This window comes from Acidovorax sp. MR-S7 (genome assembly GCF_000400995.2).
In the GTDB taxonomy this organism is placed as follows: Bacteria; Pseudomonadota; Gammaproteobacteria; order Burkholderiales; family Burkholderiaceae_C; genus MR-S7.
This window is the reverse complement of the sequence record NZ_DF238892.1, coordinates 89,593-102,176: the sequence shown is the minus strand read 5'-3', so window position 1 is coordinate 102,176 and position 12,584 is coordinate 89,593. Positions and strand designations below refer to the sequence as shown.

The 12,584-nt window shown below is 66.3% G+C and carries 11 protein-coding genes; 3 read left to right on the top strand and 8 right to left on the bottom strand.

Translation table 11 applies throughout. The annotated features are described in order from the left end of the window. Window positions 1-111: 111 nt before the first annotated feature. A complete protein-coding gene (locus AVS7_RS01130; RefSeq protein WP_020226666.1) occupies window positions 112-2,295 on the bottom strand; it encodes an AsmA family protein in 2,184 nt (727 codons plus the stop codon). 203 nt (window positions 2,296-2,498) lie between these two features. Between AVS7_RS01130 and AVS7_RS01125 the strand changes: the two genes are divergently transcribed. Next, on the top strand, window positions 2,499-2,753 hold the full coding sequence (locus AVS7_RS01125; RefSeq protein ID WP_020226665.1) for a hypothetical protein: 255 nt from the start codon (window positions 2,499-2,501) through the stop codon (window positions 2,751-2,753). A 39-nt stretch (window positions 2,754-2,792) separates the two neighbouring features. Further along, window positions 2,793-3,761, top strand: a complete 969-nt coding sequence (locus tag AVS7_RS01120) for an RluA family pseudouridine synthase (protein WP_020226664.1) — start codon at window positions 2,793-2,795, stop codon at window positions 3,759-3,761. Between the two features lie 126 nt (window positions 3,762-3,887). On the opposite strand, the gene AVS7_RS01115 is transcribed toward AVS7_RS01120, so the two are convergent. From AVS7_RS01115 to AVS7_RS01085, 7 genes are all read right to left on the bottom strand, one after another. Next, window positions 3,888-4,796, bottom strand: coding sequence for a LysR family transcriptional regulator (locus AVS7_RS01115; protein ID WP_020226663.1), 909 nt, complete (start codon window positions 4,794-4,796; stop codon window positions 3,888-3,890). Between the two features lie 148 nt (window positions 4,797-4,944). After that, window positions 4,945-5,304, bottom strand: coding sequence for a rhodanese-like domain-containing protein (locus AVS7_RS01110; protein ID WP_144425029.1), 360 nt, complete (start codon window positions 5,302-5,304; stop codon window positions 4,945-4,947). 17 nt (window positions 5,305-5,321) lie between these two features. After that, window positions 5,322-6,734 carry a TolC family protein gene (locus AVS7_RS01105; protein ID WP_082176296.1) on the bottom strand — a complete coding sequence of 471 codons (1,413 nt, stop codon included), beginning with the start codon at window positions 6,732-6,734 and terminating at the stop codon, window positions 5,322-5,324. Next, entirely contained in the window at window positions 6,731-7,162 is a 432-nt protein-coding gene (gene trxA, locus AVS7_RS01100) for a thioredoxin (protein WP_024000747.1), read from the bottom strand. The genes AVS7_RS01105 and trxA overlap by 4 nt, the downstream gene beginning before the upstream one ends. Window positions 7,163-7,164: 2 nt before the next feature. Next, window positions 7,165-7,374: a DUF2892 domain-containing protein gene (locus tag AVS7_RS01095; protein ID WP_020226659.1), complete on the bottom strand. Its 210-nt coding sequence runs from the start codon at window positions 7,372-7,374 to the stop codon at window positions 7,165-7,167. Continuing rightward, window positions 7,371-10,703, bottom strand: coding sequence for an efflux RND transporter permease subunit (locus AVS7_RS01090; protein WP_049696821.1), 3,333 nt, complete (start codon window positions 10,701-10,703; stop codon window positions 7,371-7,373). The genes AVS7_RS01095 and AVS7_RS01090 overlap by 4 nt, the downstream gene beginning before the upstream one ends. Before the next feature lie 8 nt (window positions 10,704-10,711). Beyond that, window positions 10,712-11,779: an efflux RND transporter periplasmic adaptor subunit gene (locus AVS7_RS01085; protein ID WP_020226657.1), complete on the bottom strand. Its 1,068-nt coding sequence runs from the start codon at window positions 11,777-11,779 to the stop codon at window positions 10,712-10,714. Window positions 11,780-11,941: 162 nt separating this feature from the next. Between AVS7_RS01085 and AVS7_RS01080 the strand changes: the two genes are divergently transcribed. Then, on the top strand, window positions 11,942-12,301 hold the full coding sequence (locus tag AVS7_RS01080) for a metalloregulator ArsR/SmtB family transcription factor (RefSeq protein ID WP_020226656.1): 360 nt from the start codon (window positions 11,942-11,944) through the stop codon (window positions 12,299-12,301). Window positions 12,302-12,584 lie beyond the last annotated feature (283 nt).

Sequence of the window (12,584 nt, the reverse complement as noted above, 5' to 3'; positions counted from 1 at the left end):
AGCCGCGCCAGCTCTTGCTCGACGCCATCGGAGTGCCGGTCATCAACACAGATTTGTGACAGAGCCTTTTGTTTCGGTAGCTGCTCGCGCTTGTCCTGTAAGCGCTGGAGCCTATTTCCGAGGTGATTTGCCTTTGCCTGCCGGGGCGGCTGGCGGGCTGCCTGCGAGCAGCGTGGCGCAGTTGGCATCGTCTTCCGCTGCAGGCACGGTCACCGGCACCAGGGCCAGGGCGGCAGGCGCCACGACCGCTGCAGCCACGGCCGCGCCGGCGCGCAGCAGCAGCGGGCCGGGCTCCACGCCCACCTGCGGATCGGCGAAGGTGCCGCGCACGTACAGCGGCGTGCGCAGGGAGAAGAACTTCCATTTCAGCGATTCCGGCTTGATGCGCAGGTCCAGCCCCTCGCTCTCCAGGTCGATCTGGCCCGTGGCCTCGACGATGGCTTCGTCCGTGTTGAGCTTCACGTTGCGGGTGCGCGCCACGCCGTCCTGCACCGCCAGGTCGGCCACTGCGCAGCGCAGCTGCACTTCCTTGTTTTCCCCGAACAGCTTGGCCACCACGACGCTGCCCAGGTTGAGCGCGGCCAGGTCGAGCATCTGCTTGCTGAACGTGCCGTCGCGGATGTAGACCCGCGCCTGCCCTGAGCTGCTGCCCAGCAGCTTGGCGACCGAGTTGCCGGTGCCGGCCAGCGCCAGGCCACCGTCCAGGCGGCCCAGGCTTTTCTCCATCAGCTCCACCTTGGGGAAGAGGGCGGACAGCCGCAGGCCGTTCACCGAACCCTGCAGCGTGGCCTTGAGGGGCTTGGCGCGTCCGTCCAGCTCCACTTCCGAATCGATGCGCCCGTGCGCCACGCCGAAGCGCAGCGGCGTGAGCCGCAGCCGCCCTCCGTCCAGCACGGCACGCACGCTGAGGTTCTCCAGCGGCAGGCTTTCGGGGCGGATGATCTTCTGGCCCGAGAAGGCCAGGTCCAGGTCCATCGCGTTCCAGCGGTCCGTGGCGAAGGCCGCGTCGGGCAGCACCTTGCCGGGCCGCTTGTCCGTGCCCTTTTCCTGGGGCCGCTTGCCGCTGGGCGCGCCCAGCACCGGCCCCAGGTCGGCCAGCCGCAACTGCTTGGACACCATGTGCCCCTGCAGCTTGGGCCGGGGCTTCGCGGAGGTATAGGTCAAGCTGCCGTGCAGGTCGCTGTTGCCCACGGTGCCGTCGAAGTCGCGGTATTCCCACACCGCCTTGCCCGGCGCCAGGCTGCCGATGAGGCGGCCGCGGGTCTGGAACGGCGGCGTGTTGGGCAGCACCAGGCCGGTCAGCTCGTACAGGTCGGCCATGCTGGCGCCCTTGAGCATCACCTGCAGGTCCATGCCCGAGAGCGCGGCAGGATTGGCCAGCACGCCCTCCGCCTGGGCCTGCACGCTGCCGGTGCGGGCCTGCAGGCGCAGCGGGTAGTTGACCGTGCGTTCGCGCAGCGTCAGCACCGGGCCGGCGACGCCGTGGCCCTCGATGGGCGCCTTGCCGTAGCGGCCCTGCAGCGCGACGCGCACGCCGTAGCGGCCCTGTGCGGCCTCCGGGTTGCCGGGCGCCAGGGTGTCGATGCGCGCGCGCAGCGCCAGGTTCTTGATGCCGTCCACATAGCCGATCCATCCCTCGCGCACCACCAGCTGGTCCACGCGCAGGCGCCACGGCGTGCGGTCTTCGGCGGGGACGTCGGGGCGGCGGAACGTCCAGTTGTTGCCGCCGTCGTCCTTGCGCGCCAGCACGATGTCGGGCGCCTCCAGCACCACGGTGTCGAGCATGAGGGTGCGCGAGAGCAGGGGCAGCAGGCGCAGGGTGGCGCTGGCGTTGGCGATCGTGCCCATGGTGCGGGCATCGCGCGGCGGGGCGCTGGCATCCGCGTCGGCACCCTGCGCGCCGTCCGCATTGGGCCGGGGCGGAGCGGGCAGCAGCGGCAGCCCGTCGGAAGCCTTGGCGGGCGCTTCGGCCACCTCCATACCCTCGGGGTTGCCCATCGACAGCTGCTGGGCCCGCACTGTCACGCCGGGCACCCAGCGCTGCCAGCCGCTTTCGAGCGGCTGAGGCCAGTGCCATTCGGCCGACAGATCGCCGCCGATGGCGAAGCTGCGTCCCGTGGCTTCCGAAACCTTGCGTTCCACCCACGGCTTGGCCTGGTTCCAGTCCCAATACGTGAGCACCACGATGCCGAGCACCAGCAGGGCGAGCAGCGCGCCCAGCGTTCCTGCCGCCCAGCGCCATGCGCGGCGGCGGCGCGCTGGAGCGGAGGCGGGCGGCGAGGCGGATGCAGGCATGGGCGTACGGATGTTGAGGTGGTGTGGAACATCCTAGTGGCGCGGTGCCGCCTTTGCGCACCCATGCCGCGTTTCCCGCGCTTGTCCTACATGGTCGCCCCAGGGGCCTGTCCGGCGAAATGCGCCGTCGGCCTACATCTGCACACCATTTGTTGCAGCAGACTTCTCGTCACTTCTTTATGGACCGACCCCGGTGGCATGCCATGCGCGCAGCAGACGCTCTGACCCAGGAAACCATCTTCGGCATGGCCGACGGTGCGACCTATTCGGGCACGCTGTGCCTGAGCCGAGATGGCAAGCGCTATTACTTCGCCCAGGCCCAGGTGGACGGTCACAACATCCCCCTGCCCGGCGACCATTGGCGCACCCGCGAAGCCGCGGTGCGCGGGCTGGCGGACATTGCCTGCGGTGCGCGCAAGCCCCGATCCGACAGCAGCCCGCAGCCACCGGCGGATTGACCTGCCCGCGGCGGGGGGCGTCACTACAATGCGGGCCCCATGCACAACAGCCACGATCCCCGCGTATTGCCCATGCGCGACGGGGTCAACCCGAGTTGCGTCGTCCTGCCTTCGGCGGGGCAGGGCCTGCTGCTGGATTTCCTCGTGGAGCGCCTGCCGGCAGTGCCGCGCGAGGACTGGCTGCGCCGCATGGCGGCCGGCGAGGTGGTCGATGAATTCGGCGTGCCCGCCCGGGCCGGCACCCCCTTCGCTGCGGGCGTGCGCTACTACTACTACCGTGAACTGCCCGAAGAGCCGGCCATTCCCTTCGAGGAGAGCGTGCTGTTCCAGGACGAGCACATCCTGGTGGCCGACAAGCCGCACTTCCTGCCCGTGGTGCCCAGCGGCCGCTACCTGCAGCACACGCTGCTCGTGCGGCTCAAGCGCAGGCTGGGCCTGCGCGAACTCTCGCCCGTGCACCGCATCGACCGCGATACGGCGGGGCTGGTGCTGTTTTCCACGCAAAGGTCCACACGCGGGCGCTACCAGGCGCTGTTCAGGGAGCGTGACGTGGCCAAGGTCTACGAAGCCATCGCACCCTGGCGGGCAGACCTCGCGTTCCCGCGCATCCATGAGAGCCGTCTGGAGGAAAGCGCCCAGTTCTTCCGCATGCACGAGGTCCCCGGCGTGCCGAACGCCATCACCCGCATGGACCTCCTGGAGCGCGCAGGCGCCTGGGCCCGCTACCGCCTCGCGCCGGTCACCGGCAAGCGCCACCAGCTGCGCGTGCACATGGCCGCGCTGGGGCTGCCGCTGTGCGGCGATGGGTTCTATCCGGAGGTGCGCGACCCGGCGCCGGGCGACTATTCCAACCCGCTGCAGCTCCTGGCCCGCGCGCTGGAATTCACCGATCCGGTGACGGGGCAGGCGCGGCGCTTCGAGAGCCGCTTGCAGTTGCGGCCGCTGGTGGAATTTGGGGAGGGAAGTGGAGCGGGTGAAGGGAACAAGTCCAATCAGCCAACCCGTTGATTGGCAACGGATTTTTCCTGTTAGCTCCACAGGAAATGACCGCATATTGTACCAGCGGCGCACGCTAGTCAACGCGCAGCGTCCATCGGTGTCTGCCCGCGACCAACAACAGCCGACAAGGATCGCTCAGGCCCCGCCCTCGTCAGGTGTCGGGGCGTTCAAGCGTTTCACTCGACTGATGAACCGCTTCAACGGCTCGGAGGGCTCGCCCCCACGGCGCACCAGGTAGGTCGAGAGCATCGGTGGCGTGCCCGCTAGCGGCCGTGTCGCAATGTCCGGCCGGTTCAGCGCCTCCACCTGCGAGGCAATCGCAAAGCCGATCCCGTATCCTGCCCCAACCAGCGTGAGCATCACGCCCAAGCTGGTGACATGATCGACCACCTTCAGCGGCAGCGCCGCACCATCGAGCACCGCCTGGATCTGGTCGTGGCAGCCCGAGGCTGCGTCCGGGTGGCACAACACCACCGGAAACTTCAGCGCGTCGGCGAGCTTGACCTCCTTGTGGACCAACAGCGGGTGGCGCGCCGACACGATCACCGAAAGTGGATCGGTCCACACCGGTTCGGCCACTAGGCCGCCATTGACCGAACCCGACAACGCGAAGCCCACGTCCAGTAGATCGGTGTGCAGGCCCTTGAGCTGCTGCGATAACGGAAGCTCGAAGATGCGAATTTCCAGTTCCGGCTCTTCCTCGCGGTTGCGAGCGAGCAACGCGGCGATCCTGGGCTGGGCCAGGCTGTCGCAGATCGCGATGCGAAGGTAGCTCTGGTACCCCTGCGCGGCGCCCTTGGTAGCCTGGATCGCCTGGTCCAGCGTAGCGAGAACGCGCCGGCACTCCACCAGCAGCACTTGGCCGGCCCAGGTCAGGCGCGTCTGCCGGCTACTGCGGTCGAATAGCGCCACACCCAGCCCTTGTTCGAGATCGCGCATCGCGCGCGACAGTGGCGACTGATCGATGCCCAGCCGATCGGCTGCGCGCGCCAGGTGCAGTTCCTCGGCCACTGCCACGAAGTAGCGCAGCAATCTCAGTTCCATTGCGTGCTCCTTGTTCGTCTTGTTCTGGTTCGGCCGATCCGACCCGCCGGATTCAAATCGATGCCCGCTACTGTTCTCTTGGTCGCCTCCTACCAAAGCTCGATACCTGGCTCCTCTCGTCAGCCTACCCGTTCGTGAATGAACAGCGTCACTGCCCACCAACGACCGGCCGGTTCAACAACTTCGAAAGTGCGCCCACCCCGCCTCCGTTGATCGCATGGCTATATCCCATCTGCTCAACGATTTTGCAGGCACGTTGGGAGCGCGCGCCCGAGCGGCAATACAGGATCAAAGGCTGGGTCCGAGTGGGCACAGCGGTCGCAATGTCTAAGTGGATACGGTCAAGCGGTAGCCACAGCGCTCCTTCGATGTGCCCTGCAGCGAACTCCCCGGCGGAGCGGACGTCAACCAAGACGGCGCCGGCCGACAGCATTTCGGCGGCCGATTTACCCGCCGATCGACCAAAACGGGAACAAGAAGCCCCAACAATCTTCGCTAACCAATTCATGCGATCAATTTCCAGTGTCAGTTCAAAGGTGACGCAGCAAGTTCGCCATCGGCTACTTGCAAAGCAGCCTCATCCAGGCGGCCGATCAGCGCGGCCAGTCGCAGCCGGTCCATCAACAGACCGATGCGAGCTTGCGCAAGCGCAAGGCTGGATGTGGCGGATTCGTTTTCGGCATTGAGAAGGTCCAGCGTGGTGCGCTGGCCGACCTCGCGTCCCAGGCGCGTGGCGTCGAGCCTTGCCAGGCTGGCACTGAGCGCCTGTTCCAGCGCCCTGACACGTTCGGCGCCAACGCTCAGCCCCAGCCAGGCCAAGCGCACCTGCTGCGCGACTTGCTCTCGCGTGCGCTCTACCTCGGCTGCGGCCTTTTCCGCCAGTCGCAGCGCCTCTTCTTCCTTGGCGCTGCGGTATCCGCCGGTGAAAAGCGGCATCGAGAACTGGATGCCGATCATCCGGTTCGTGCCCGTGTTGCTGGCCGACCCGAAATCGCCACTGCCGCTCAGTCGATCACGTCCCACCTGGGCAACTAGATCGACGGTGGCGGACGAACTCCGGCCGTACTTCGTCGCCTCTTGCCTTGCGACATCGGCCGCCAGCAGTTGGGTACGAATTTCTGGATTGCCCGACTGCGCCTCATTCAGCCAGAAATCCATCGGCTGTAGCGGTGATGTCTGTCCTGCGCCGCGGCCAGGAAGGCGGGCCGCCAGAGCACCGAGAGACAATCCTGTGGTGTTCGCCAGCAGATTGCGCTTGACCAGCACGTCGCTCTCGGCCGCCAGTACCTGTGCGCGCAGTGCCGCGAGGCGTGCACCTGCCTCATGGGTATCGGTAATGGGGGCATCCCCAAGCTTGAAGCGGTCCTGCGCTTCGACCGCCGCCTTCTCGACGGCATCGAGTTGCTGCCGATGTACGCGCACGGCTTCCTCGGCAAGGGCCAGATCAAGATAGCGCTCCACCGTGCGGAGCATCAGCGTCTGTCCTGCTACCCGCCATTGAAGATCTGCCAGGTCGGCTGAGGTGGAAAGCTGCTGTTGTTCGGCGCGCCGCTTCGGGTTGTAGAGCGGCTGCGTCGCTGCTATAGCCCAGCGCGAGGCGGTGCCGTTGGTCACGGAGGTGCTGAAGCCTACGCCACTGGATTGTCCGAACCCAGGGGCGCTGAACTGCGCACCTCGCGTTTCGGACTCGTTCGTGGCTACCCCTACTGAACCAACCACGCCGACGGTCGGTCTCCACAGCGCCGCGGCCTGGTCACGGCGCGGCTGGGCTGCTGCATGGGCCGCGCGGGCGACAGCGTATTCCTTGTCGTTCTGCGTCGCCGCTTGCCAAGCCTCCATGAGCCCTGCGGCCATCGCCACTTGCGTCTGGCAATACAGGGGCGCAGCCAGCAACGAGATCCTCAAAGCCTTTGACATGCGCTTCTTCATGGACTTCATCCCTTCTGCGTGAGGTATTTGCGGACCCAGCGCACCAGGTCGCCTGCGACCATCGCCCCCGAGTGGCGCGCTAGCTCCTTGCCGGCGCGATACAGGATGAGCGTTGGGACGCTGCGAATGGCGCTGGCCGCCACGGCCTGCGGATTGGCATCGATGTCGAGCTTGGCGAAACGCACATCGGGGAGCTTCGCAGCCGCATCGTCGAAATGCGGTGCCATCATCTTGCAGGGGCCGCACCAGCTCGCCCAGAAGTCCACCAACACCGGCGGATCGGTGCGCGTGATGTAGCGCTCGAAGGTCGCATCGCTCAGCGATGCGGGCGTGGCCGCCATCAGTTCAGCGCCGCAACGACCACAGACCGGCTCGCCGGACGGGCGTTCGTCGGGGACGCGATTGATCGTCCCGCAGGCGGGGCAGCCGACATGCATGATCAGGCTCCCTGGCGCATGCCGAGCTTGCGCAGAATGGCTTCCATCAGGCACCACTTGGTCAGCCCGCTTTGCAGCAGGTTCACCCCGACGAAGGCGGTGAAGGCCAGCCACCATTGATTGACGAAGATCGGGCTGCCAGGGATGCCCAGGGCCAGTGACAGCAGGATGAAGGTGCCTGCGATGACGCGAACGAGTTGCCAGGAAGTCATGGAGTTTCTCCTTGAGTGGACAGGGTTGCGGGGGTCGACGTGACGGTTTCATCGGGCTCTTCGCGGCCCACGATCGCGTCCAGCCGGTTCCGGTACGCGATGAAGTAGAGGATCGGAATTACGACCAGCGTCAGCACGGTTGAGACGAAAATGCCGAAGATCAGCGAGATCGCCAGGCCGTTGAAGATCGGGTCGTCGAGGATGAAGAAGGCGCCCAACATGGCAGCCAGCCCGGTCAGCACGATGGGCTGCGCGCGCGTGATGGCGGAGCGCACGATGGCCTGCTTGAACTCCACGCCTTCGCGCACCTGCAGGTTGATGAAGTCCACCAGCAGGATGGAGTTGCGCACGATGATGCCGGCGAGCGCGATCATTCCAATCATGCTGGTGGCGGTGTACTGCGCGCCCAGCACGGCGTGGCCTGGCATCACGCCGATGATGGTCAAGGGGATCGGCGCCATGATGATCAACGGTGTTAGGTAGGACCCGAACTGCGCCACCACCAGCAGGTAGATCAGCACGAGGCCAACGCCATAGGCCAGGCCCATGTCGCGGAATGTTTCGTAGGTCACCTGCCACTCGCCATCCCACTTCAGCGCGTAGTCGCGGTAAGCGTCATCAGGCTGGCGGATGAAATACTCCTGCAGCGTCCCACCGCCGGGCGTGGCGATCTTGGTGAGTTCCCCACGCATCTGGAACATGCCGTAGAGCGGGCTGTCGAGCGCGCCGGCCATGTCGGCCACGACGAAGTTCACCGGCAACAGATCCTTGTGATAGATCGGCTGCTCGCTCACCTGGTCGCTCAGGGTGACGAGTTCACGGATAGGCACCGGCTTCCCATCGGCGCTGCGTACCGTGAGCTGCAGCAGGGCGTTCGGGTCGCCGTGCTGCTCGGGCGGCAATTGCAGCACCGCGGCGGCCGGGTACTTGGTCTCGTCATGCAGAAAGGCCGTGGCCTCGCCGGCCAGTCCGGCGCGCAGCGTGGTGACGATGGCCTGCTGCGGCACGCCGAGCATGGAGGCCTTCTGCCTGTCCACCAGCAGCATCGTCTTCGGTGCCGCAGCGATGCTGCTGTCGTCCACGTCCACCACGCCGGGCGTGCGCTCGAACACGGCGCGCACGGCCTTGGCGACCTGATGCCGACCGGCCGCATCCGGGCCATAGATCTCCGCCACGATGGGAGAGAGCACCGGCGGGCCCGGCGGCACCTCGACCACCTTGACGTTGGCGCCGAAGCGCTCCCCGATTTTCTGCAGTTCGGGCCGCACGCGTGTCGCGATGGCATGGCTCTGGTCCTTGCGTGCCGTCCTGTCGACCAGATTGACCTGCAGGTCGCCGACGTTGCCGCCAGCGCGCAAATAGTATTGGCGCACCAGGCCGTTGAAGTTGATCGGCGCGGCCGTACCGGCATAGGCCTGGTAATCGGTGACCTCGGGAACCGTCGCCAGATAGCCACCCAGTTCGTGCAGCACCGCGGCCGTCTGCTCGACCGGCGTGCCGGCCGGCATGTCGACGATGACCTGGAACTCCGACTTGTTGTCGAAGGGCAGCATCTTCAGCAGCACCAAGCCGGTGGCCGGCAGCGCCAGCGATGCAGCGATCAGCAGCGCGACCCCCAGGCCCAGCAGGCTGCGGTTGCGCGAGCCACGCCGCTCGTCCAGCAGTGGGCGGAAGATCCGCTCAAAGACCGGCGCGATCTTCGCGGCCAGGCCGGAGTGGGTCGCCGTGTGCGGCCCGCCGTCGCCATGCGCAGCAGCCGGTACCGCCTTCATCCACAGCCGAGCCAGCCAGGGCGTGACGACGAAGGCGATGGCCAGGGACAACAGCATGCCCATGCTGGCATTGATCGGGATCGGGCTCATGTACGGGCCCATCAAGCCAGTCACGAAGGCCATGGGCAGCAACGCGGCGATCACGGTCAGCGTCGCCAGGATGGTCGGCCCTCCCACTTCGTCCACCGCACCCGGGATGATCGCCGCCAGCGACTTGCCGGGGTAGAGCTGCTGGTGCCGATGGATGTTCTCGACCACGACGATGGCGTCGTCCACCAGGATGCCGATCGAGAAGATCAGCGCGAACAGCGACACGCGGTTGAGCGTGAAGCCCCAGGCCCAGGATGCGAACAAGGTCACCGTCAGCGTCAGCACCACCGCGCTGCCGACGATGGCCGCCTCGCGCCGGCCGAGCGCGAAGAAAACCAGCGCCACCACCGACGCGGTGGCGAACAGCAGCTTCTTCATCAGGGTCTGCGCCTTGTCGTTGGCGGAGGCGCCGTAGTTGCGCGTTTCCGCCACCTGGACATCGCCGGGGATGATGGTGTTGCGCAGACCTTCCACCCGCTTCATCACGGCGTTGGCCACGTCGATGGCGTTCTCACCCGCCTTCTTCGTCACCGCGATCGTGACCGCCGGATGCTCGACCGACGCGGCGCCGTCCTTGCCGGCAACGCCATGCCAGACATAGCGGCTGGGTGGAAGCGGACCGTCACGAACCTGTGCCACCTCCCGCAGAAAGACCGGCTTGCCGGCCCGCACGCCGACCACCAGATCGGCTACCTCGTGGGCGTGGCGCAGGAAAGGCCCGGACTCGATGGCCACCGAACGGTTGCCTGCGATCAGCTCACCCACCGGAAGCCCCAGATTGGCCGACAGCAGCGCCTGCCGCACCTCCGGCACCGTGACGCCGACGCCGCTCATGCGCACCGGGTCGATTTGCACCATCACCGCTCGGCCCGGGCCACCGATCGTGGTCACTTCGCGGGTGCCGGGCACACGCTTGAGGTCCGCCTCGACACTGTGCGCGACACGCTCCAGGTCGAATGCGCCGGTCTGCGCGTTCTCGCTGAACAGCGTCAACGTAACGATTGGCACATCATCGATGCCCTTGGGCTTGATGATCGGTTCGAGCACACCAAGCCCCTTGGGCAGCCAGTCGGCGTTCGAATTCACCGTGTCGTACAGCCGCACCAGCGCCTCGGTGCGGGTCACGCCGACCTTGAACTGGACGGTCAGCACGGCCAGACCAGGACGGGACACCGACATCACATGCTCGACGTCCAGGATCTGGCTCAGCACCTGCTCTGCCGGCACGGCCACCATCTGTTCCACGTCGCGCACCGCAGCCCCCGGGAAGGGGATCAGCACATTCGCCATCGTGACGTTGATCTGCGGCTCCTCTTCGCGTGGGGTCACGCCCACGGCGAACAGGCCGAGCAACAGCGCGAGCAGTGCCAGCAGTGGCGTAATCTGTGCCCGCTGGAAAAAGGCGGCGATGCGGCCCGAAACGCCCATGGCAGGCGCGCCGGTAGTGGTGGATCGTGTTTTCGTCATGACCGGCCTCAACGCACGCGCGCGGCGGATTGCGGATCGGTCACGACCTGCTCACCGGGCATCAGTCCGGACAGGATCTCGACGCGGCCATCGGTGGCCCGCCCGAGGCGGACTTGGCGCAGTACGGGTTTGCCTTGCGGATTCAGTACATACAAGCCGGTGAGTTCGGCGCGACGCACGATGGCTTCCACGGGCACGGACAGGAGAGCGCCTGGCGCTGTACCGGGGGCATCGCTGCGTGCCAGCGGCAGCCACAGCCGCGCGAACATGCCGGGCGCGACGGTAGCGCCCACGCCACCAGGCAGTTCGGCACGCAACTGCACAGTGTGCGTCGCTGCATCGACGGTGGGCAGCAGTTGGACCTTTCCAGGGACCACCCATGCACTCGCCGCCGACAGGCCGGGCAGTTCGATGCGCAGCTTCGGATCGGCCGGCATGCGCGCCGTCACCGACTGCGGCACAGCCGCCGTGACGCGCAGAGCCGTCGGGTCATACAGGGTGAGCAGAGGCCGGCCAGGCATGGCCATGTCGCCCAGGGATACCGGCACTTCGGACACCACACCCGCGAAGGGTGCGCGCACGACGTGGTAGCCGCTCTGCGTGCGCGACGCACTGGCCTGCGCGAGCAGCGCATTGGCCTGGGCTTGGGCCGACTTGTAAGCCGACTCGGCGCGCTCCATGGCCGCCTGGCTGATGTAGTTCTTCTGGAACAGCCGCTGCTGACGCTCAAAGTCCTTCGTCGCCAGATCCAGGGATGACCGTGCTGCCTGCACCTGGGCATCGCTGGCGGCGGCATTCTGCTCAGCCGCCCGGGCGTCGATGCGCAGCAGCACCTGGCCCGCTTTCACACGATCGCCTACTTTGACATCCAACTGGATGACCGCACCGGGCACCTGCGCCGCGATCACCGTCTGGCGAACAGCTTCGACGACGCCATCGAAGGCCGAAGTCGTCGTGCCCGCAGTGGCCACTGCCGCGGTAGCCTTCAACGGCTGGGGCGGCGTCTGGGCGGAGGCAGTCAGGCTCGCCATCAAGGCGAAAGCCGCGATGCAAAGGGTGTAGCTGGTGTGGCGCATGGAGGGCACTTTCTGTTAGGAGCGCTGTCGAGTGCGAAGAAATTTCAGTCATTATTTGCGCACATAGCTAAATAGTCAAGTACCATGATGCTCACAGACAAGCAGATCATCAAGATCCGAGGCATCATGTCTACCCATCTATCCTTGGCATGCTCAACACATATGGAAGACCTTCCCGACGAGGCGCTGGAACAGGTGGCGGCGTACTTCCAGGCGCTGTCCGAGCCAACGCGGCTGCAGATCCTCAACCTGCTGCGCAAGCAGGAGCGCAGCGTGGGCGAACTCGCCCAGTTGTGTGGCTACAGCTCGGCCAACATCTCGCGGCACTTGACGCTGCTGACCCAGCACGGTCTGGTGGCACGCGAAAGCCGCGGAAACAGCGCCATCTACAGCATCGCGGACAAGTCCGTTTATTCCTTGTGCGACCTGGTCTGCGGCAACATCGCCAGGCAGTTCGAGCGCAAGGCGAAGGCGCAGGCCGCCTTCGCCGGAGCCCCACACAGGCGAACCAAAGCGCACTGAGCTGGGTCTGCCGCCATCGATCGCAGACCGCCCGCGCGGGTGAACGGAGGAGACTGCCGCAGCCCAGGCCTAGACAGGTTTCATCCTGCTTGTCACCGCACGTCAACATGCCGAGGTCTCCTCGGCGCTTGGCCGGCCGTGCTGCCGCCCCTACTCGGTCCTGCGCCCCCAGGCTTGGTGTGCACTCCTGGCTGTCTGCCCGCTACATCGTTGCTCCTTGATAGGCGACAACAATGACTTCAATACTTTTATTTCAATATCTTCTAATTTAGAATCAACTAAT